Below are 21,414 nucleotides of genomic sequence, written 5' to 3' on the forward strand. Positions count from 1 at the left end.
ATTTTTTGATATGAATAAGTTTGGAGGAGATTGGACAGAGAACAAAATAGAGATTTTAGTAGAATATGCGAAAGCATATCTTACTATAATGAATGGCTTTGCAAAAAAATATGATTGGAAACTACTATATTTTGATGGTTTTGCTGGGTCTGGATTTATCACAAAAGGAAATGCAGAGAATCAAAAAATAATTATTGGTGCTGCATATAGAATTTTAGAAATAATTAACCCTAGAGAATTTGATTTGTATTATTTTGTAGAAAAAGATTCAGATAACATAAATCTACTAAAAAAGAATACAATAGATGTTTTTCCAAATAAAATAATTCATGTTGTCGAGACTGATTGTAATGAAAAAATAGAATCAATGAGTAAGTTTTTGGCAAGTATTAAAGGGAAAAGATATAAAACGTTGGCTTATATAGATCCTTGTGGAATGCAATTAAATTGGAGTTCTTTGCAAACTTTAGAAAAACTTTCTGTCGATGCTTGGATACTTATTCCAACTGGAATGGGTGTAAATAGATTGTTAAAAAAAGATGGAAAAATTTCTGATGCATGGCTTAATAAACTTGAAGTATTTCTTGGAATGGAGCAAAAAGATATTCTGTCTTATTTCTATAAGGAAAAAGTAACACCAACACTTTTTGGCGACGAAATTAAAGTGCAAAAAGAAGAAGCAATTGAAAGATCAGCAGAATTATACCAAGAAAGACTGAAAAAATTATTTAAATTTGTATCAAAACCTTATATTTTGAAAAATAGTTCAAATTCAGTAATGTTTCACTTTTTGATGGTTTCAAATAATCCATCTGCTGTTAAAGTTGCAAACGAAATCGTTTCGAAATATAATAAAGCATCATAAATAATGGCACAATCTAGTATTGAATGGACAGAAATGACATGGAATCCTACAACAGGCTGTGATAAAATATCAGCAGGATGCAAATTTTGTTATGCCGAAATTATGTCCAAAAGACTTCAGGCAATGGGTATTGAAAAATATAAGGATAATTTTGAAGTAAGAACACATGAAGAAGCTTTAAAAACACCTTACACATGGAAAAAATCAAAAGTCGTTTTTGTGAATTCAATGAGTGATTTATTTCATGAAGATATTCCACTTGATTTCATTCAAAAGGTTTTTAAAGTTATGAATGAAAATCCACAACATGTTTTTCAAGTACTTACGAAAAGGGCTGAAAGACTATTTGAAATTCATAAGGAATTAAAATGGAGTCATAACATTTGGATGGGAGTTTCTGTGGAAAATGAAAAGGTAAAAAATAGAATTGACTATCTGAGAAAAACAAATGCAAGAGTTAAATTTTTATCATTAGAACCTTTAATTGGCCCATTAAAAAAAATAAACCTAAAAAATATCGATTGGGTTATTGTTGGTGGAGAAAGTGGTCATAAGCCTAGAACTATGAATCCTGATTGGGTAATTAATATTCATGAGCAATGCATAAAAAACGATGTTCCTTTTTTCTTTAAACAATGGGGCGGTAAAAATAAAAAAGCTACAGGAAGATTGCTAAACGGCAGAACTTATGATGAAATGCCGGAAATTGAATTGCAACATAGTGTCTGAAGTTTAAATAATTATATGCGAAGTCTTTTGACTTCGTCCCAGCTCTTCAAAGTCTTCTAAAAACCAAAAATATTATTAAAAGTTGTGCGCTGTGCGAAGTCTCCCGACTTCGTACCCGTTCCAATAATCTCTAGATATTTCTTTTATATTTCTTTAAATCTCATTGTCGGTACGAAGTCGGGAGACTTCGCAGAGCGCGTTATTTGGGATTGAAGGGTTTCTTGTTTCCTCATCAATTAGGATAAAATGAATATTATCATCTGATTGAAAAATATTTTTCTTAAATTAGAGAAACAATTAAATTCAAAAAAACATGAATCCATCAAAAATAATAGGAATAATTCTAATCGTTATTAGTCTCGGTGTGGGATATATAGGTATCAACAAAATAGCTGATAATACAAAAGAAATTAATTTTTTAGGACTAAAAATTAATGCGTCCAACGAATCCGGTAAACAACAGGGATACCTTTATTTAGGGCTGGGCGTCATTTTACTTGTGGGCGGAATTTACACTGTCAACAAATCAAAATAAAGTGCTGTAAGCAGGGATTGTAAATATTGCATGAGAGCATTGTTGGGTAATGATTTCTTGTCAATTAATTTTAGACAAAACTTCTTATGAAAAAGAGTGCCCTAGCCCTGATAGAAGTGGAAATCCTTTTGTGTCCGCCGCGGCGGACACAAAAGATTGAAACGAATAGCAGGGTTCGGCACAAAAGATTGGAACGGATAGCAGGAATAGCTTCTAATTAAAGTCTAAATTCTAACTAATTATAAAAATAATTTATTTCTTTTTGAATTTATATTCTCGTTCATTGTTTTTTGGGTTGAGGTCAACAAAATCATATTCTTCAAAATCTTCAAAATTGTTTTTAAAGAAATCTGTTGCTTTTTCGAGTGACCAGTTTTTTGGGTAATGAAAACCATCAAATTCAACATTTTGAAGATGAAGCGAAAAATCGTGATTAAATTCAGAAGATCCGTAATAGGTTTCAGCAATTTTACCAGACCATTCAATTTCAAACTTGTTTTTGGCAGTTTCTTTGATTTTTATTTCATGATTGGCACAACTATCGTGACCTAGTAAATAAATTCCAAAAGCGACTTCATTGCAATTAAAATCATCAAGAGGGAAAGTGTGGGCCAATAAAGGTTCTTTTATAAAATCATTAAAAACAGCTTTTGATGTTGTTTTGTTGATTTGAATTCCCTGATCTCCCCAACGAGTTGAAGACATTGTACATTGAACATAATTAGCCCACATTCCTTTTGCTTCCCAGTTGCTTTTAGATTCTTCTTCTTCTTCTTCTTCCACCTCTTCATTATATTTGTCTTTACCTTCCTCTTCAGCATAATAAGGATCTGTTTTTAAATGAAAGTCAAACCACATAGATTCGTCTTCTTCGATTCTTCCGCTCCATAAAAATTCTTCTAAAGTGTGACCTTTTGGATATGGATTTCCTAAAAAATAGATTCTGTTTGGCTGATTCATGTTTTTATATTTTATCGGCTAAAGATATAAATAAAAAGTATTTTCGTGATTTATTGAAAACAGAATAGCTTCTAAAATCAGGATGATTTAATTCCAAATTTCAATTCAAAAAAGCCAAAGAAAAGAAAACCTTTGAACCTTTGTCACTTTACACCTCTGAACCTAAAAAATACCTATTTTTGTAATTCATTTTTAGGCCCAAAATTCAGCTATAATGTCAATAATTAAAGAATTACAACAATTATCGGATTCGTTGGAAGGAACACTTTTATACGATGATCTTCATAAAACGCTTTATTCGACCGATGCTTCGGTGTACCGGATTAAACCAAAAGCGGTTGCCGTGCCTAAAACGATAGCAGATATTAGTAAACTGATCCGGTTTGCGGCGCAGCATCATATTTCGATTACGCCACGAACTGCCGGAACTTCGCTTGCCGGACAAACGGTTGGCGACGGAATTGTGGTCGATGTTTCGAAAAACTTTACCAAAATCCTGAATTTTGACCCGATTAAAAAAATAGTTACGGTTGAGCCTGGCGTGATTCGCGACGAACTGAATTTGTTTCTGAAACCTCATGGCGTGTTTTTCGGACCGAATACTTCGACTTCAAACCGCTGTATGATTGGCGGAATGGTGGGAAATAATTCTTCCGGAACAACTTCGATTCGCTATGGTGTAACGCGCGATAAAATTGTCGAAATCAAAGGAATTTTGAGCGATGGATCTGAAGTGGTTTTTAAGGAACTGACTTCGGCTGAATTTATCGAGAAAACCAAAGGAGATTCTTTAGAAAATAAAATATACAAAAGCCTTTACGACGAACTTTCGGTAAAAGCAACGCAGGATGAAATTATAAAAGAGTTTCCGAAACCGGAAATTCACAGACGAAATACGGGTTATGCCGTTGATCTTCTACTAAAATCAGATTTGTTTGGCGGAACTGAACCGACAATTAACGTTGGAAAATTACTTTGCGGAAGCGAAGGAACTTTGGCTTTTACCTACGAAATTACTTTAAAAGTTGACGATTTACCGCCTGCGAATAATATTATGGTTGTGGCGCATTATCACAGCATTCAGGAATCGCTGGAATCTGTTGTGGTGGCGATGAAACATCATTTGTATACTTGCGAAATGATTGACGATACGATTCTGGATTGTACGAAAACGAATCGTGAACACATTAAAAACCGATTCTTTTTGGTTGGAGAACCAAAAGCGATTATGATGTTTGAAGTGGCTTCGCACGATGCAGAAGATGCCGAAAATCAGGCAAATGCTTTGGTTGCCGATTTAGAAAAAAACAACTTTGGTTACGCGCTCGTAAAAATTTACGGAGCGGATATTGAAAAAGTAAACGAACTTAGAAAAGCCGGTCTCGGACTTTTAGGAAGCATTGTTGGAGACGACAAAGCAGCCGATTCTATTGAAGATACGGCCGTAGAATTGAGCGATTTACCGGCTTATATTGCGGAGTTTTCGGCCATGATGTTGCGTCACGGACAAGGTGCGATTTATTATGCGCATGCCGGAGCGGGCGAGCTGCATTTGCGTCCGGTTTTGAATTTGAAGAAAACATCTGACTTAAAATTATTTAGAACCATCGCGACCGATGTGGCGATTTTGGTTAAAAAATACAGAGGCTCGCTAAGCGGGGAACACGGCGACGGAATTGTGCGCGGCGAGTTTATTCCGTTTATGATTGGAGAGAAAAATTACGAACTTCTCAAAAGAATCAAATTGGCTTTTGACCCGAATTCGGTTTTAAATATCGGAAAAATTGTCAACGCTCTGAAAATGGACGAAAATCATCGTGTGATTTCAGGTCGCGTAGAACCGGATATTAAAACGTTTCAGGATTTCTCAGACAGTTTAGGAATTCTGCGTGCAGCCGAAAAATGTAACGGTTCCGGCGACTGCAGAAAAATGCCATCGGCAGGAGGAGCGATGTGTCCGAGTTATCGAGCGACACGAAATGAAAAAGAAACTACTCGCGCAAGAGCAAATGCACTAAGAGAATATTTAACGTATTCTGAAAAAGAAAATAAATTTGACCAAAAAGAATTATACGAAGTTTTTGAGTTATGCGTAAGCTGTAAAGCCTGCGCCAGCGAATGTCCGAGTAACGTGGATGTCGCCACTCTTAAAGCCGAATTTTTATATCAATACCAAAAAGCAAACGGATTCTCCACCCGAAGTAAAATTTTTGCCAACAATGCAAAACTGAATAAAATGGGAAGTTTGTTTCCGTCGATTACGAATTTTATTTCGAATCAATCGCTGGTTAAAAAATCAATGGGAATTGCGCCGGAAAGACAAGTGCCGCTTTTGGCGAAAAAGACTTTTAGAAAATGGCACGAAAGTCAGAAACCAAGAAATAAGGATTTTCTAAACGGACAAGTGTATTTGTTTGTAGATGAATTTACCAATTATTACGACGTAAATATCGGAATTGACGCTTTTGAATTGTTAACGAAATTAGGTTACGAAGTTTTAATCGTCAATCACGAAGAAAGCGGCAGAACGTATTTGTCGAAAGGATTTCTGGAAGAAGCCAAAAAGATTACCGACATTAATATCCATATTTTTAAGGATATAATTTCGAGTAATGCGCCATTAATCGGAATTGAACCTTCTGCGATTCTGACTTTTAGAGATGAATATCTGAGACTGGCATCGGACAAAGAAAGTGCGGAGAGAATTTCGCAAAATGCATTCACAATCGAAGAATTCTTCAAAAAAGAAATCATCGACGGAAAAATAACACCTGATTCATTTTCTGAAGAAACCAAAGAAATTAAAATTCACGGACATTGCCACCAAAAGTCATTAAGTTCTGTTGAAGCGACTTTTGCCATGCTTAATCTTCCAAAAAATAATACGGTTACCATTTATAATTCGGGTTGCTGTGGTATGGCAGGATCTTTTGGTTACGAAAAAGAACATTATAAAGTGAGTATGCAAATGGGTGAGGATACGCTTTTCCCTAAAGTACGTAATACAGCCGAAAACGTAAAAATTGCCGCTGCAGGAACAAGCTGTCGTCATCAGATTTATGACGGAACAAAACGAGAAGCGCAGCATCCGGTTAGTATTTTAAGGAATTGTTTATTGTAATTTCTTCAAGGGATATTTAAAAACACTTAATTAAATTAAAATGAAGTTTTATTTCTATGTAATGTTATTTGTTACTTTTTCTATTAGCGGACAAAATCTGCTGGATTGTTCCAAATGTTCTTCTGAAATTATTGATGAGAGTAAATTAAAAAATGAGAGTATTTTTTCTTTGAAATTATTAAAAAATGAGATTTATGCCAGAAAGGGCTATGTCTTTTCTAATTCGGAATATTCAAATATTTTTAAAAAGTACAATTGGTATAAACCTGTAAAAGACAATAAAAGTATTGTTTATTCTGATATAGAAATTAAAAATATTGCTATTCTTAGTCAGAGAATTAGTGAAATATCAGAATATCTGATTAACGAAAAGAACAGCAAATACAAAACTTTATCTGAGGAAAAAATTAATCAAATTTTTACAAAAGAGAAAAGAAAAGAATTAGGAATCAATTTCGTTATTTGGAAGGTTTATAATTATAAAGATAAAACTGGTGAGTATTATTTAGTGCTGACAGAAGATAAATTTAAGGAAACAGTTGGTGGAAATAATTTCAACAATGCAATAAAGGCCTTTAATTTTAAGATTGAAAATGATCATTGGACAAAAACTTTCGAAACAAATGATTTTAAGGAAAGCCATGAGCAGAGTATTTGGTTTTGGTCAAGATATATTTATGTCGAAGATTTTGATAACGACGGCATTATTGATCCGATTGTAATTTATGGTACCAGCGGGCCTAATTCGTATGATGATGGAAGAATTAAAATCCTATTATATTATAAAGGAAAAAAAATAGGAATCAGAATTCAAAATGGAGTTCTGGATGATGAAAGAAATTTTACTATAGATGCTAATTTTTATACACTGCCAAAGAAAATACAAGATAAAATTATAGAGCAGATGAATTTGATGGTCGAGAATAACCATTCGATTTTGCCTCATGGATGGCAGAAAAAGATGGCAAAAAAAATGACTTCTATAGCAGAATAACCATTTATCGATTGATTATAAAAAAGGCTTTATTGTTTGCCTGATACTTGGGCAGTAATAAAAAAAGCTTGCCAAAAGTATTTAAAACAAAATCGTTTTATATATTTGAAATCAGGATAAAAATTGCATTATTTGCAAAATAAAACCACAATGACCGAATTAAATTAATTTATAACAGCAAAACATATATGGCATTTTCAAGCTTATTCCGAAAGAAAACAGTACAGGATATTCTGAGACAAGTTGCTCAGAACGAATCAGACGGTCATAATGCATTAGGAAAACATTTGACTACTAAAGATTTAACTGCATTTGGAATAGCGGCTATTGTGGGAGCAGGAATTTTCAGCACCATAGGAAAAGCCAGTGCAGATGGTGGTCCAGCTGTTATTTTCTTATTTTTATTTACCGCTTTGGCTTGTAGTTTTGCTGCTTTTGCTTACGCCGAATTTGCTTCTATGGTTCCGGTATCAGGAAGTGCTTACACGTATTCGTATGTTGCTTTTGGAGAAATTATTGCCTGGATAATTGGCTGGGCCTTAATTATGGAATATGCCGTCGGAAACATAACTGTCGCCATATCTTGGAGTGATTATTTTACAGGACTGCTCCAGAGCGGCAGGATAAATTTACCGCAATGGATCCAGATGGATTATTTAACCGCTTCAAACGGATTTAACGATGCCGAGGCTTTAATGCGAGGCGGAAAATCTTTCAAGAATTTGAGTGCAGCATTACAAGCTGCTCATACGGCCTGGACAACTGCACCAACAATAGGATCATTTCATTTTGTAACAGATTTACCGGCATTATTTATTATTATTCTGATTACCGCTTTGGTTTACAGAGGAATGAAAGAATCTCGTAACGCCAGTAACTTAATGGTTGTGGTAAAACTTTGTGTGGTTCTTTTGGTAATTGCTGTAGGTGTATTTTATGTAGATACAGCAAATTGGGACCCGTTTGCTCCAAATGGAGTTGGCGGAGTTTTAAAAGGAGTTTCTGCAGTTTTCTTTGCTTATATTGGTTTTGATGCCATCTCGACAACCGCAGAAGAATGTAAAAATCCGCAGCGCGATTTACCTCGCGGTATGATGTGGGCAATTATCATCTGTACTATTTTATATATTGCCATTGCCTTGGTTTTAACCGGAATGGTGCGTTATAGCGAATTAAATGTTGGAGATCCTCTTGCCTTTGTTTTTGATAAATTAAACCTTAAATGGATGTCCGGAATTATTGCCGTAAGTGCAGTAGTAGCAATGGCCAGCGTTCTTTTGGTTTTCCAAATGGGACAGCCTCGTATCTGGATGAGTATGAGCCGTGATGGTTTATTGCCAAAGAAATTTTCTACAGTTCACCCAAAATTCAAAACACCATCTTTTGCTACAATTGTAACTGGTTTTGTGGTTGCGGTTCCCGCTTTATTTTTAAACTTGACGATGGTGACCGATTTATGCAGTATCGGAACTTTATTTGCCTTTGTCTTAGTTTGCGCCGGAGTTTTAGTATTGCAAAACAAGCCAGAAATTCCAAGAGGAAAATTCAAAACACCATATGTAAATTCAAAATATATTTTGCCTGTTCTAATGATTGCAGGATTGTATTATGCTTTTGCTTTTAATAATAAAGCGACAATGACTTTTATTAATAACGATGCGCAGATAAATGATGCAACAACGATCGTAACTTCTTTAGATAAAGCAGAATCTGAAAAGGTTTTTAATTATTTAAAAGGCATAGAAGTAAATAATAAAACGGCTGAAACTTCAGATTTAGAGCATTTATTAGGACAATATCAAGACGATGAGGCAAAATATACTGAAGTTGTAAAAGGATTGCCAATCAATGATTCATTAAAATACGAATCAGGTTTCAGTTTGTTCAAACATAAAATACCAATGTGGATTTTCTTATTCGTTTTGGTTGGATTAGCAGTGTGGTCGTTCAGACAAAATTTATCTTTAATTCCGCTTTTAGGATTAATCTGCTGTCTGTACATGATGGCTGAACTAAGCGTTTGGAACTGGATTTACTTCACGATCTGGTTGTTAATCGGGTTATTGATTTACTTTACGTACAGTAGAAAAAATAGTAAGTTGAATGTAGTGAAATTATAAGTAAGAGTTATAAATAATAAACGAAAAGCCGTTCTTAGATTAGTAAGAACGGCTTTTGTATTTTTTAAGAGTTCCATAGGAACGGTGTATATTTTAGGGATGGATTTTAATCCGTCCATCGAAAGAAGTATAATAATCCGTTCTGAGAATAATTTCAGAACGGCTTTTTTTTGCCATAGATAAAATGATTAAAAAGATTTTTTCTCTCGTAGATTTGGCAGATTTAGCTGATCTTTTCTTAAATAAAAATAATCTGCATAATCAGCTAAATCTGCAGGAAAAACTTAGTTAATCTACGCGAAAACGCAATTGTTTTTTGTGAAATAACTCTATTTTAGTTAGATTTTTTTATAAAAAATATTCTCATAATTATTAAAGCTTTTTCTTAGGTTTGTGTTTTACGAAGTTTAAATTTAATTTTTAATAAATGGGTTTTCTTGACAAATTATTGGGTAAAAAAGATACTCTAATAGAATCTTATAGTGATTTTTGGAATTGGTTTCTAAAAAATGAAAAAGAGTTTTTTAAAGTTGTTCAAAGTGGGGAGAATATACACCCTGGTTTTTTTGATAAACTTTCACCCAAATTAGACGAAATTCATAATGATATTTATTATCTCACAGGAATGTTTGATGATCAAACTGCTGAATTAGTTCTAACGCCTGATGGTGTGGTTAGAAATATTTATGTAATAGAAGATTTAGTAAATGCCGCTCCAAAAATTGAAGGATGGAAATTTACTGCCCTAAAACCAGCATCAGATATTAAAGATGTTAGTATTAATTATAAAGATTTTAATTTTGATTCAGATAGTTTAAAATTTTGCCCCAAGCTCCATAGCGATTATCCGGATGAAATTGATTTAAATATCGTATTTGAGGATTTTAAAGAAGAAGAAAAAGGATTTATTGCAAATGGGGTTTATCTTTTTTTGGATAATTATTTAGGTGAATTGCATTCTCTTACTTTAATAGATAATATGAAAGTTGTTGGAAAAGACAAAATTTCTGAAGAGCTAATTCCGATTGAAAAATTAAAAGATTATTTAATTTGGAGAGAAAAAGAATTTGTAGAAAAATATGAAGGCACCAGACACAATACTGAAAATGATTGTTATGCCAATTTTGAAGGAAAACGCCAGAGTGGAATAATTGTTTTAGCAGTAATTAATACAACACTACTAGAATGGGATAAAAAAGCATCACATCCATGGATTTTTATTGTATCTGTTCCATTTAAAAAAACAGATGAAAGTGGTTTGCCTGATGATGAAACCTACAAATTATTAGATGAAATTGAGGAAGAAATAATGCTTAGTCTTCCAGATTTAGATGGATATTTAAATATCGGTAGAGAAACGTCAGATGGTAAAAGAGAAATCTTTTTTGCTTGTAAAGAATTCAGAAAACCTCCAAAAGTTTTAGATCAGATAATAAAAAAATACAATCAAAAATTTGATATAGATTACGAAATCTATAAGGATAAATATTGGCAGACTTTTAGACATTTTGAGCAAAAATAAATAAGGAAAGCCGTTCTGAAAATAATCTCAGAACGGCTTTTTTATTTTGTTATCGCATTTTGTGTCATTTTGACGTAAGGACAAATTATACTCGTAAATGGACAAAGATTAGAGATATAGTTTGCGAAATTTCGAATTAAACCAAATTGTTCTAAAGTTAAATCGCCACGAATTCACGAATTAATTGTCTTAAAAATTCGTGAATTCGTAGCGAAAAAAAAATATTCTAAAAACCAGTTAAACCCCGTGAACCATAACCTTTAAAACCCCAAGCTCCACCATACAAGCCTTCATCATCTCATAAGTACGCTGAATATCATTATCCAAACCAATCGAAAACCGAATCAAACCATCTGTTAATCCCATTTCTTTTTGTTCTTCCAGCGGAATTTCACTAGAAGTTGAGGTTCCCGGCGCACTAAATAACGTTTTATAAAAACCTAAACTTACCGCAAGATATCCAAGATTTCTCGCCTGCATCAATTCCATTAATTCATTCGCTTTTGCCAAAGTTCCAACATCAATCGTAAGCATGCCGCCAAAACCATATTCCGGATTAATCATTTTTTTGTACAATTCATGACTTGGATGACTTTTTAATCCAGGATAAACCGTTTTTAAGCCATCTGCTTCAAATTGATCCGCCAGAAAATGAGCGTTATGACTGTGTTGCTTAATTCTGATATGAAGCGTACGCAGATTTTTCATCACAGATGCAGAACGTAAACTATCCATTGTTGGTCCCAAAAGCATGCTTGCTCCGGAATTTACATTTTTCAAAGCATTGATAAATTCTTTTGATGCGCAAGTTACACCTCCAACCGTATCACTGCTTCCGTTAATATATTTCGTCAAACTATGAATGACAATATCTGCGCCCAATTTTGCAGGAGAAACCGATAAGGCTGAAAACGTATTATCGACTACCAGTTTCAAATTATACTTTTTAGCAATTTTAGCCAAACCAGCAATATCAGCCACTTCCAAAAGCGGATTACTAACCGTTTCGCAATACAAAACTTTCGTTTTAGGTGTAATAGCAGCTTCAACAATCTCTAATTTTGTAATGTCAACAAACGTAGTTTCAATTCCGAATCTTGGGGTGAAATTTTTCAAAAAAGCATAAGTGCCGCCATAAATAGTCCGGCTCGAAACAATGTGGTCGCCTGCACCGCAAAGCTGCAACAGAGTAGGCGTAATCGCACCCATTCCGGAAGCCGACACATTTGCCGTTTCCGTTCCTTCCATCGCCGCCAAAGCCTGATCCAAATACAAATTACTAGGCGAAGAATGGCGCGAATACAAATAACAGCCTTCCATATTCCCTTCAAAAGTATCGAACATCGTTTTAGCCGATAAAAATGTGTAAGTCGAAGAATCAGAAATCGACGGATTTACACCGCCAAATTCACCAAAGTATTGCAAATCCTGAATTTTATCTGCTGGATTAAAGTCTTTCATTTTAGTTCGTTTTTTATTTGTTTCAAGTTCAGGTTTCAAGTTGTTTGAACTTAATCCTGTTTTCGGTGTGAATTTTTAGGAGCTATTTCCTGCTCCCGAAGCTTCGGGACGTTTCAATCTTTTGTGCCTCCCGAAGCCTCGGGACCGGCACAAAAGGATTTCCACTTCTATCAGGGCTAGGCAACCCATTTTCAAAATAAATTCTATCCAAAATAACATCTTATTAGAAAATTAATCAATAATGTGTTTTATATTTAGATTTTAAAACTAAAGAAGTAATCTAGTAAAGATTATTAATCTAAATTTGTTTTAGAAAACACAAACTAATAGATTTTCTTTCATCTAAAAAATAAACAACAACCATCAACAATAAATAAAAAAAATGACCCTAGACGCCACCGATAAAAAACTCCTCGTTTTATTACAAACCGACAGTAAAAAAACAACCAAAGAATTATCCTTAAAACTCAATCTTTCGGTTACAGCAGTTTATGAACGTATCAAAAAGTTAGAGCGAGAAGGCATCATAAAAAACTACGTCGCATTGGTAGATAAAACCAAAATAGATAAAGGATTTGTAGTTTTCTGTCACTTAAAATTGATTCAGCACACCAAAGAATTCCTAACCAAATTTGAAAGCGAAGTTATCAAACTGAACGAAGTTTTAGAATGCCATCATGTAAGCGGCGATTACGATTATATCCTGAAAGTTTTAGTAAAAGATATGGAAGCGTATCGGGAATTTTTGGTAACGAAACTTACAAGTTTGCAGCATATTGGCAGTACACAAAGTATGTTTATGATTAGCGAAGTGAAGAATTCAACGGTAATTTCTTTTTAAGGGACTAAGGTTCTGAGTGGCTAAGGTTCTAAGGTTTTTCTGTAGAGACGCACTTCAGTGCGTCTAACGTCTGTTTGTCATCCTGAGGAATGCAGGATCACAACAGAAGCTCCCAATGCAAAATCCCCAATCTTTGTCGAGTTACGTGTGTGATCCTTCGTTCCTCAGGATGACAAGTTGGTGTGTAAATTTTCTTGCTGAGCATCGTTACTATGCTAAAAAATAAAAACTTTGCGTCCTGAAGCTTCGGATTGTGTAACTCTTAGTGAACTTTACATTGAAATATTCAATTCAAAATATTAACACAATTCAAAACTAAAAAAGTTTAAATTTGACTTAAAATGAAACGCTATGAAAACGAAAGAATTAAGACGTAAACTGATAAAAGATTTTGGAAAATTCATTGAAGACGATTCTAAACTTGAAATTTTGGAAAGTGTTTTTAATGCTATAAATGATGACGAAAAAAAATCAAATGTTCCAGATTCTCATTATGATGTAGTTGAAGAAGAAAGAGAAAAATATATTTCGGGAGCAAATCAAACAAGTTCTTGGGAAGAAGTAGAACAGCGGTTGAATGCAAAGTATGGTTTTTAAGATTAAAATTTTACCATTAGCAGAAAAAGAAATTGATGAATCGATCCAATTCTATGAAAATAGAAGTAAAGATTTAGGAAAACAATTTCTAACTTATTTAAAGTCATATTTAAAAGTTTTAAAAACAAATCCAGAACTATTCGAAATAAAAAAACAACTGCGTTATCGCGAATTAACTCTGATAAAATTTCCTTTTGTGATTATTTATGAAATTATTGATAATGAGGTAATCGTATATTCAGTATTTCATACTTCAAGAAATCCTAAAAGAAAACCTTAATTAGAACTAAGGTTTTTCTGTAGAGACGCACTGCAGTGCGTCTAACGTCTGTTTGTCATCCTGAGGAATGCAGAATCACAACAGAACCTCCGAATGCAAAATCCCCAATCTTTGTCGAGTTGCGTGTGTGATCCTTCGTTCCTCAGGATGACAAGTTGGTGTATAAACTTTGCGTCTTCGCGACTTTACGAACAAATTTCAGCTTTATAAATAAAAAACTTAGCGAACCTTGCGTAAAACCTTTGCGAATTTTGCGGTAAAATAGTATACCAAAATTTCACACAAAAAACATTGAAATTTAAACTTTAAACAAAACTTTATTCCTTAATTTTGTATCGCTAAAAATAAAATAGACAAACTATGAGTTCATTTGACGTAGTCATTATAGGTTCAGGACCGGGCGGATATGTATCAGCAATTCGTTGCGCACAATTAGGTTTCAAAACAGCAATTGTAGAAAAGTATAACGCTCTTGGCGGAACTTGCCTTAACGTAGGTTGTATTCCCTCAAAAGCTTTGTTAGCTTCTTCTCATCATTACTCAGAAATTGCTCATTTTGCAGATCACGGAATTGAAGTTTCGGGTGATGTAAAAATCAATTTAGAGAAAATGATTGCGCGCAAACAAGCAGTTGTAGATCAAACCGTGGGTGGAATCAACTACTTAATGGATAAAAATAAAATTACTGTTTTTAATGGTTTAGGTTCTTTCGTAGACGCAACACACATTGCAGTTGCAAAAGCTGACGGAACATCAGAAACTATCGAAGCAAAATATACTGTAATCGCTACAGGTTCAAAACCATCTTCTTTGCCATTCATCAAAATTGATAAAGAAAGAATTATTACTTCTACAGAAGCTTTGGCTTTAAAAGAAGTTCCAAAACACTTAGTAATTATTGGAGGAGGAGTTATCGGAATCGAACTTGGACAAGTTTACTTGCGTTTAGGAGCTCAGGTTTCGGTAGTAGAATTCATGGACAGAATCATTCCGGGAATGGATAGTTCATTGTCTAAAGAATTGACTAAAGTGTTGAAAAAACAAGGAATGAAATTCTACGTTTCTCACAAAGTAAAATCGGTTGAGAGAAACGGCGATGCTGTTGTAGTTCAGGCTGAAAATGCAAAAGGAGAAACTATTACTCTTGAAGGAGATTATTCATTAGTTTCTGTTGGTCGTCGTCCTTACACAGACGGATTAAATGCTGACAAAGCCGGAGTAAAAATTTCAGACAGAGGACAAGTAGAAGTAAACGATCATTTACAAACAAATGTTCCAAATATTTATGCAATTGGAGACGTTATTCGCGGTGCAATGTTAGCGCATAAAGCTGAAGAAGAAGGAACTATGGTTGCGGAAATCTTGGCAGGTCAAAAACCACATATCGATTATAATTTAATTCCTGGTGTTGTTTATACTTGGCCGGAAGTTGCTGCAGTTGGACAAACTGAAGAGCAGTTGAAAGCGGCAGGAATAGCTTACAAAGCTGGAAGTTTTCCTTTTAAAGCTTTAGGACGTGCGAGAGCAAGTGCTGATCTGGATGGATTTGTAAAAATTCTTGCTGATGAAAAAACAGATGAGGTTTTAGGAGTTCACATGATTGGAGCACGTACAGCAGATTTAATTGCTGAAGCGGTTACTGCAATGGAATTTAAAGCTTCTGCAGAAGATATCTCAAGAATGAGCCATGCGCATCCAACTTTCGCGGAAGCGGTAAAAGAAGCAGCATTAGCAGCTACTGAAAACAGAGCAATTCACGTATAATTTACGTTAAAATATATATTTTATAAACCGCCAGTCCCGAGGTTTCGGAATTTCTGGCGGTTTTTTTTGTTTTTTAATGTATTGATTTGTAACTTTATAATATAATAATCAAAAAGAATTCTGTAAAAATATTTATCGATTCTGATGTTATCTTTATTTAAAAAGAAACATCATGAAAAATAAATATATAACTCCGGTTTTAATAGGAGCAGGAATAGTTTTTCTCCTTTATTCGTGTGGATCTACAATTCCGAAAGATGCAGCGGCTGTCACTAATTTTGACAAAGCTAAATATCTTGGAAAATGGTATGAAATTGCCAGATTAGATTTTAAGTATGAGAAAGGACTGAATAACGTTACAGCAGAATATTCGTTGAATGATAATGGCACTATAAAAGTAGATAACAGGGGCTATAATGTCATAAAAGACAAGTGGGAACAGAGCATCGGGAAAGCTAAATTTGTCAAAAAAGACAACATTGGTATGCTTAAGGTCTCATTTTTTGGTCCTTTTTATGCTGGTTATAATGTAGTTGCAATAGATGAGGACTACAAATACGCATTAGTTATAGGCGAAAGCTTAAAATACATGTGGATACTTTCCAGAGAGACAACAATTCCTGCCACCATTCATGCGGCATATGTAAAAAAAGCTCAGGAAATTGGTTATGATACCACAAAGTTAGTTTGGGTAAATCATGATAAAGCTAAATAAAAAGAACCCCGGCAGATAAAATCTGTCGGGGTTACTATTTTTAGTCAATAATACTCAAGGTGTAAAAACAGTTTTGTAGTTATCCCAATATCTGTAAATTAAAAATAAATTGGCTAAGAAAAGCAGTCCCGCAATAGGCAGGCCTTCTGGAGCCATAAAATAATTAATAAACAAAATATTGATTGTAATGGGTAAGATTAAAATATTAGCCAATGATACAAAACGTCCCGTTATAAATGCAATACCGCAAAGCAATTCAATTGTTTTTGCTAATGGTAATAAATAAGTTGAAGCAACTAAGCCCATGTTAAAAGCTTTAAAATTTCCCGTAACCTCAGGTTCCGGAGCCAGTTTAAAGAAAAAGCTTATTGAGGCAAATAACAACAGAAGACCAATCAAAACTCGGACAATAATGGTAGCAATTTTCATAATAGTTAGGATTTATAGGAGTTAAAAAATAAATAATTATCTGCTTGAAATCTTATAATCTAAATTGGTATATCAAAATGAAAATCTATTTAAAAAATCATTAAATTGAGAATTTAACAATCAATAACATTGTATTTTGTGATTACTTTAAATGTTATATCAAATATAATGATTTTTTTCTTACTAAATTGCTGGTTTTTAACAGTTTTGTGTTTTTATTTCAAACTTTCGTTAATTAGCCTTTCCATTAATTTATTCAAATATTCTACCTGATAGTCTCCAACAGACGCTACAAGATGGTCGTTGCCAATACCGCTGTCATTCGTTATAAATACGTAAGTACCGTTTGTAGCAATTGCCATATAACGCATCAAAAACTCTGTTTCTTTGTCAATACCACTTGCAGTAATCGGAATTATTTTGATTCCTTTTTTGCTTGCTGAAGCAATTAAAGTATGAATTTGAGATATTATTTGGTCATCATAGTGAGGCGGTGCGTCCAAAACTAAAAATAAAATTCTGGAAACAGCATTTTCCGACCATTGTAAGTTATTAATTGATTGGTCTAAAGCAGTTTCTACAGCCTCAGGAAAGTCACCTCCGGCAGCAGCCGATTGTTCTTTTATAAAATTAACGGTCTTATCAATATTCGATGAAAAATCAGATACTTTAGTAACATATTCTTCGTCTTTGTCTCTGTAAAAAACAGCTCCCATATTAATTTGGGTATCTTGATTTTTGTTTTTTACTTTTGAGATTACATCTGTCAATTCTTCTTTTAAAAATTCTAATTCATCTCCCATAGAACCAGTTGCATCAACCATAAAAGCAATGTCAATTTTCTTTTCAGTTTGTTTTTGAGGATTGTATTTTAAAACCAGATTGTTGATTTTTTTGTCGTTGTAACTTTTAATGTTCTGAAATATCTCATTTCCAATCTTAATTTTTAAATTATTTAAATTTGATTGGTCGTTATATTTTAAAGAAGGCCACAATTCGGCATTTCCTTTATTGTTTGTTTTAGATGTCCAAACGATCTCATTTTGAGAGTTAAGCAGTGCTACAGATGCATCGACTACGTTTCCTGAATTAGATCTTAAATTGATCGATATACGGTTTGATAAATTATATTTCCAATAATTTTTCATTTCAGAAAATTCAGAATTGTCGTTTAGAGATTCCCAGAAAGACCAATTGCTTAAATCATCCCATTCTCCAGCAGTAATTTGTCCAGCCTGAGTTTGTAATTGTTGATCTTTTTCATCAGATTCAGAATAGCTTCCGTCAGTTTCAGAAGCACTTCCATCTGTTGTTACTACAGCTCTGTCTTCTGAGCTTACTGATTCCATTTTTGTCTCAGCTGATGCTGAATCAATTTTTTTGCAGGAAAAAAGTACTATCATAAGTACTAAGCTGGCAAATCCTAATTTTGCAATTGTTTTCATAAAGGTTTTAAAATTTGATTAATATTTAAATATTCGTTAGTTAAAAATAGATCTGATGTATTAAAATTTTTCAGAATCGGTACAAATCGATATACTAAAAAGTGTGCCAATAATTTTTTGTGGATTACTTTATCGAAGGATTTTTTTTGTCGTAATTTTGAAGTCTAAAATTTATTCATTTTTGAGAGTTTCAATTCATAAACATATTGCAGATCCAAAGCAGTTTAAACAGCAGCTTTTACTTTGGTCACAACAATTTCGTGAGGTTGTTTTTTTAGACAGTAATTCTTATCCTCAGGAATATTCGAGCTTTGACTGTCTGCTTGCAGTAGATGCTTTTACTTCTATAAAAACCGATTTTCATAATGCCTTCGAAGATTTAAAACAATATCAGGCTACTACAAAAGACTGGCTTTTTGGTTATTTATCTTATGATTTAAAAAATAATATCGAAAACTTAATATCGGCTAATTTTGATGGATTAGATTTTCCGGATTTGTTTTTCTTTCAACCAAAAAAAATATTTTTACTTAAAGAAAATCAGCTCGAAATTCAGTACTTATTTTTATGTGACGATGAAGTCGAAGATGATTTTAATGAGATGGTCGAAAGTCAATCCCAAAGCTTCGGGACGAAAGTCGAAAATTCAGCATCATTAAAGATTGACCAACGGATTTCAAAAGAGCTTTATGTTGAAAAAGTTACCAAAATGCTCCAGCATATTCACGCAGGTGATATGTATGAAGCTAATTTTTGTATGGAATTTTTTGCTGAAAATGCGTTGATAAATCCTTTGGAGAAATTCCAAAAACTAAATGAAATTTCAGCAGCGCCATTTTCTGTTTTTTTTAAAAATAATAAACAGTTTTTGCTTTCGGCTTCTCCAGAACGATATATTAAGAAAGTTGGAGACACTCTAATTTCGCAGCCTATAAAAGGAACCTCAAAACGATTTTCTGATCCGGATGAAGATCAAAAGTCTAAACAATTTTTAGAATCAGATGCAAAAGAGCGTGCCGAAAATATTATGATTACCGATTTGGTTCGAAACGATTTGTCGCACACCGCACAAAAAGGATCTGTTGAAGTTGTAGAACTTTGCAAGATTTATTCGTTTTTGCAGGTGCATCAAATGATTTCGACCATAACATCAAAATTAGATTTGCAATATACTCCGGTTGATGTTTTAAAAACAACTTTTCCGATGGGTAGCATGACCGGTGCGCCAAAGATTTCGGTAATGAAAATTATTGAAGATCTGGAAGAAACAAAACGCGGTTTGTACAGCGGTGCAGTAGGTTATTTTACTCCAGAGGGAGATTTTGATTTTAATGTTGTAATCAGAAGTATATTATACAATCAGGAAAAAAAATATGTTTCTTTTTCTGTCGGAAGTGCTATTACAGCGCAGTCTATTCCTGAAAAAGAATACGAAGAATGCCTGCTGAAAGCTAAGGCAATGCATGAAGTTTTAAAGTAAAAAAGAGTTTGCCACGAATTTCACGAATTTTCACGAATTGTTTTTTTATTCTGCTATTTAAAGTGAAAAAATATAGCAACAGATTAAAAAAATCTGCATAGATTTTTTACTCATTTTAATCCGTGGCAAAAAAAAAATTCGTGAAAATTCGTGAAATTCGTGGCAAAACATCACGCTTAACATTTCATTTAAAAATAGATAGAATTTAATTTTTTACATTTATCAAATGTTTTCAAAATTTCAAGATCATATCGTTTCAAGGTTTCCTTTTTTAGCAGAAAAAAAACTGTTTTTGGCTGTCAGCGGCGGTTTAGATAGTATGGTTTTACTGCATTTAATGAAGCATCTTCCTTACGAAATTGCAGTTTTGCATTGTAATTTTCAGCTTCGTGGTTTAGAAAGTTTTGGAGATCAGGATTTTATTCAGAATTATTGTGATCAAAATGACATTCCTGTTTTTATTACTCAATTTGATACCGAAGCTTTTGCAAAAGATTATAAACTTTCTACACAAGTTGCAGCGAGAGAACTTCGTTACAGCTGGTTTTATGAGCTTCTGGAAGAGAAAAACTTCGATTATATTTTAACGGCGCATCATGCAGATGATAATCTGGAAACTTTTATTATCAATTTAACCAGAGGAACTGGACTTGACGGATTAATTGGGATTCCAGAGCAGAATGATAAAATAATTCGTCCGTTGCTGCCTTTTTCCAGAGAAGAAATTTTGAAATATGCAGCCGAAAATACTATCGAATGGCGGGAAGACAGCAGTAATGCTTCTAATAAATACCTGAGAAATAAAATACGTCATGATTTGGTTCCGATTTTAAAGGAAATCAATCCTAATTTTCTGAATGCTTTTCAGAAAACACAATCTTATTTGCAGGAATCACAGGAAATGGCAGAAGATGCTTCGATTATGATTTATCAGCAAGTGGCAAAAGAAGCCGAAGATGATATTCATTTTGATTTGAATCAGCTTAAAAAACTGCCTAATTATAAATCGTATTTGTATCAATGGCTCAACGAATTTGGATTTTCGGCTTGGAAAGATATTTATGATTTGGTAGAAGGGCAGTCTGGAAAACAAGTTTTTTCAGGCCAATTTAGATTATTAAAGGATAGAAGTACTTTGATTTTGAGCCCGATTTTGGAAGAGATTAAAGAGGAAGTATATCACATTCACGAAAGTGATACGGAAGTTAATTTTCCCTTAAAATTAGCACTTTGTAACGTAGGTCACATAACTATAGATTCAAATAAGACTATATTTGTGGACGCCGAAAAAATCCATTTTCCACTAGTTTTACGTAAATGGAATGAAGGTGATGTTTTGCAGCCTTTTGGTATGAATGGAAAGTCTAAGAAAGTGAGCAAGCTTTTTAAAGATGAAAAATTATCCTTGATCGAAAAAGAAAAAATATGGCTTTTATGTTCTGATAATCAGATTGTATGGGTTGTAGGAATTAGGCAGGACGAACGTTTTAAAATAAATAATACCACAAATAAAATACTTAAAATAGAATTACAATAATGAACTTTAATCAATCCCC

At 33.5% G+C, this 21,414-nt stretch carries 18 protein-coding genes; 14 read left to right on the forward strand and 4 right to left on the reverse strand.

The annotated features are described in order from the left end of the window. Positions 1–10: 10 nt before the first annotated feature. From tcmP to B0A68_RS04185, 3 genes are all read left to right on the forward strand, one after another. On the forward strand, positions 11–865 hold the full coding sequence (gene tcmP, locus B0A68_RS04175) for a three-Cys-motif partner protein TcmP (protein ID WP_035684501.1): 855 nt from the start codon (positions 11–13) through the stop codon (positions 863–865). Positions 866–868: 3 nt separating this feature from the next. Beyond that, entirely contained in the window at positions 869–1,594 is a 726-nt protein-coding gene (locus B0A68_RS04180; RefSeq protein ID WP_035684499.1) for a DUF5131 family protein, read from the forward strand. A 313-nt stretch (positions 1,595–1,907) separates the two neighbouring features. Then, positions 1,908–2,129, forward strand: coding sequence for a hypothetical protein (locus B0A68_RS04185; protein WP_035684497.1), 222 nt, complete (start codon positions 1,908–1,910; stop codon positions 2,127–2,129). A 252-nt stretch (positions 2,130–2,381) separates the two neighbouring features. Here the strand turns inward: B0A68_RS04185 and B0A68_RS04190 are convergent, their stop codons facing one another. Continuing rightward, on the reverse strand, positions 2,382–3,089 hold the full coding sequence (locus B0A68_RS04190; protein WP_035684495.1) for a hypothetical protein: 708 nt from the start codon (positions 3,087–3,089) through the stop codon (positions 2,382–2,384). 214 nt (positions 3,090–3,303) lie between these two features. Here B0A68_RS04190 and B0A68_RS04195 point away from each other — a divergent pair, with 214 nt between their 5' ends. The 4 genes from B0A68_RS04195 to B0A68_RS04210 all read left to right on the forward strand — a co-directional run bounded on the left by B0A68_RS04195 (position 3,304) and on the right by B0A68_RS04210 (position 10,846). Continuing rightward, positions 3,304–6,210, forward strand: a complete 2,907-nt coding sequence (locus B0A68_RS04195; protein WP_035684493.1) for an FAD-binding and (Fe-S)-binding domain-containing protein — start codon at positions 3,304–3,306, stop codon at positions 6,208–6,210. 40 nt (positions 6,211–6,250) lie between these two features. Beyond that, positions 6,251–7,204, forward strand: coding sequence for a YARHG domain-containing protein (locus tag B0A68_RS04200; protein WP_035684491.1), 954 nt, complete (start codon positions 6,251–6,253; stop codon positions 7,202–7,204). A 188-nt stretch (positions 7,205–7,392) separates the two neighbouring features. Beyond that, on the forward strand, positions 7,393–9,324 hold the full coding sequence (locus B0A68_RS04205; protein WP_035684489.1) for an amino acid permease: 1,932 nt from the start codon (positions 7,393–7,395) through the stop codon (positions 9,322–9,324). 427 nt (positions 9,325–9,751) lie between these two features. Beyond that, positions 9,752–10,846 (forward strand): DUF695 domain-containing protein, encoded by a 1,095-nt coding sequence (locus tag B0A68_RS04210; RefSeq protein ID WP_035684487.1) that lies wholly within the window; start codon positions 9,752–9,754, stop codon positions 10,844–10,846. Positions 10,847–11,083: 237 nt separating this feature from the next. Here the strand turns inward: B0A68_RS04210 and B0A68_RS04215 are convergent, their stop codons facing one another. Continuing rightward, the gene (locus B0A68_RS04215) at positions 11,084–12,307 is read right to left on the reverse strand and encodes an aminotransferase class I/II-fold pyridoxal phosphate-dependent enzyme (RefSeq protein ID WP_035684485.1); all 1,224 of its coding nucleotides are present in this window, start codon (positions 12,305–12,307) and stop codon (positions 11,084–11,086) included. Positions 12,308–12,689: 382 nt separating this feature from the next. Here B0A68_RS04215 and B0A68_RS04220 point away from each other — a divergent pair, with 382 nt between their 5' ends. The 5 genes from B0A68_RS04220 to B0A68_RS04240 all read left to right on the forward strand — a co-directional run bounded on the left by B0A68_RS04220 (position 12,690) and on the right by B0A68_RS04240 (position 16,504). Further along, entirely contained in the window at positions 12,690–13,148 is a 459-nt protein-coding gene (locus tag B0A68_RS04220; RefSeq protein ID WP_035684484.1) for an Lrp/AsnC family transcriptional regulator, read from the forward strand. Between the two features lie 351 nt (positions 13,149–13,499). Next, positions 13,500–13,745 carry a hypothetical protein gene (locus B0A68_RS04225; protein WP_035684482.1) on the forward strand — a complete coding sequence of 82 codons (246 nt, stop codon included), beginning with the start codon at positions 13,500–13,502 and terminating at the stop codon, positions 13,743–13,745. Next, entirely contained in the window at positions 13,735–14,025 is a 291-nt protein-coding gene (locus B0A68_RS04230) for a type II toxin-antitoxin system RelE/ParE family toxin (protein WP_035684480.1), read from the forward strand. Before B0A68_RS04225 ends, B0A68_RS04230 begins: the two co-directional genes overlap by 11 nt. A gap of 360 nt (positions 14,026–14,385) precedes the next feature. Then, positions 14,386–15,789, forward strand: a complete 1,404-nt coding sequence (lpdA, locus tag B0A68_RS04235) for a dihydrolipoyl dehydrogenase (RefSeq protein ID WP_035684478.1) — start codon at positions 14,386–14,388, stop codon at positions 15,787–15,789. Between the two features lie 172 nt (positions 15,790–15,961). Beyond that, the gene (locus B0A68_RS04240; protein ID WP_035684477.1) at positions 15,962–16,504 is read left to right on the forward strand and encodes a lipocalin family protein; all 543 of its coding nucleotides are present in this window, start codon (positions 15,962–15,964) and stop codon (positions 16,502–16,504) included. Positions 16,505–16,558: 54 nt separating this feature from the next. On the opposite strand, the gene B0A68_RS04245 is transcribed toward B0A68_RS04240, so the two are convergent. After that, positions 16,559–16,933, reverse strand: coding sequence for a DoxX family membrane protein (locus tag B0A68_RS04245; protein WP_035684475.1), 375 nt, complete (start codon positions 16,931–16,933; stop codon positions 16,559–16,561). A gap of 215 nt (positions 16,934–17,148) precedes the next feature. Further along, positions 17,149–18,378, reverse strand: coding sequence for a vWA domain-containing protein (locus tag B0A68_RS04250; RefSeq protein WP_035684474.1), 1,230 nt, complete (start codon positions 18,376–18,378; stop codon positions 17,149–17,151). A gap of 181 nt (positions 18,379–18,559) precedes the next feature. Here B0A68_RS04250 and B0A68_RS04255 point away from each other — a divergent pair, with 181 nt between their 5' ends. Both B0A68_RS04255 and tilS read left to right on the forward strand, forming a co-directional pair. Further along, the gene (locus B0A68_RS04255) at positions 18,560–19,858 is read left to right on the forward strand and encodes an anthranilate synthase component I family protein (RefSeq protein WP_035684472.1); all 1,299 of its coding nucleotides are present in this window, start codon (positions 18,560–18,562) and stop codon (positions 19,856–19,858) included. A 226-nt stretch (positions 19,859–20,084) separates the two neighbouring features. Continuing rightward, positions 20,085–21,395: a tRNA lysidine(34) synthetase TilS gene (tilS, locus tag B0A68_RS04260; protein ID WP_035684471.1), complete on the forward strand. Its 1,311-nt coding sequence runs from the start codon at positions 20,085–20,087 to the stop codon at positions 21,393–21,395. Positions 21,396–21,414: the final 19 nt, after the last annotated feature.

It is taken from the genome of Flavobacterium reichenbachii (assembly GCF_002217435.1).
GTDB lineage: Bacteria > Bacteroidota > Bacteroidia > Flavobacteriales > Flavobacteriaceae > Flavobacterium > Flavobacterium reichenbachii.

Bases quoted from the DNA above. Each gene is read 5' to 3' on its own strand.
- tcmP (WP_035684501.1), top strand. From the start codon at position 11: ATGAATAAGTTTGGAGGAGATTGGACAGAGAACAAAATAGAGATTTTA.
- B0A68_RS04180 (WP_035684499.1), top strand. From the start codon at position 869: ATGGCACAATCTAGTATTGAATGGACAGAAATGACATGGAATCCTACA.
- B0A68_RS04185 (WP_035684497.1), top strand. From the start codon at position 1,908: ATGAATCCATCAAAAATAATAGGAATAATTCTAATCGTTATTAGTCTC.
- B0A68_RS04190 (WP_035684495.1), bottom strand. From the start codon at position 3,089: ATGAATCAGCCAAACAGAATCTATTTTTTAGGAAATCCATATCCAAAA.
- B0A68_RS04195 (WP_035684493.1), top strand. From the start codon at position 3,304: ATGTCAATAATTAAAGAATTACAACAATTATCGGATTCGTTGGAAGGA.
- B0A68_RS04200 (WP_035684491.1), top strand. From the start codon at position 6,251: ATGAAGTTTTATTTCTATGTAATGTTATTTGTTACTTTTTCTATTAGC.
- B0A68_RS04205 (WP_035684489.1), top strand. From the start codon at position 7,393: ATGGCATTTTCAAGCTTATTCCGAAAGAAAACAGTACAGGATATTCTG.
- B0A68_RS04210 (WP_035684487.1), top strand. From the start codon at position 9,752: ATGGGTTTTCTTGACAAATTATTGGGTAAAAAAGATACTCTAATAGAA.
- B0A68_RS04215 (WP_035684485.1), bottom strand. From the start codon at position 12,307: ATGAAAGACTTTAATCCAGCAGATAAAATTCAGGATTTGCAATACTTT.
- B0A68_RS04220 (WP_035684484.1), top strand. From the start codon at position 12,690: ATGACCCTAGACGCCACCGATAAAAAACTCCTCGTTTTATTACAAACC.
- B0A68_RS04225 (WP_035684482.1), top strand. From the start codon at position 13,500: ATGAAAACGAAAGAATTAAGACGTAAACTGATAAAAGATTTTGGAAAA.
- B0A68_RS04230 (WP_035684480.1), top strand. From the start codon at position 13,735: ATGGTTTTTAAGATTAAAATTTTACCATTAGCAGAAAAAGAAATTGAT.
- lpdA (WP_035684478.1), top strand. From the start codon at position 14,386: ATGAGTTCATTTGACGTAGTCATTATAGGTTCAGGACCGGGCGGATAT.
- B0A68_RS04240 (WP_035684477.1), top strand. From the start codon at position 15,962: ATGAAAAATAAATATATAACTCCGGTTTTAATAGGAGCAGGAATAGTT.
- B0A68_RS04245 (WP_035684475.1), bottom strand. From the start codon at position 16,933: ATGAAAATTGCTACCATTATTGTCCGAGTTTTGATTGGTCTTCTGTTG.
- B0A68_RS04250 (WP_035684474.1), bottom strand. From the start codon at position 18,378: ATGAAAACAATTGCAAAATTAGGATTTGCCAGCTTAGTACTTATGATA.
- tilS (WP_035684471.1), top strand. From the start codon at position 20,085: ATGTTTTCAAAATTTCAAGATCATATCGTTTCAAGGTTTCCTTTTTTA.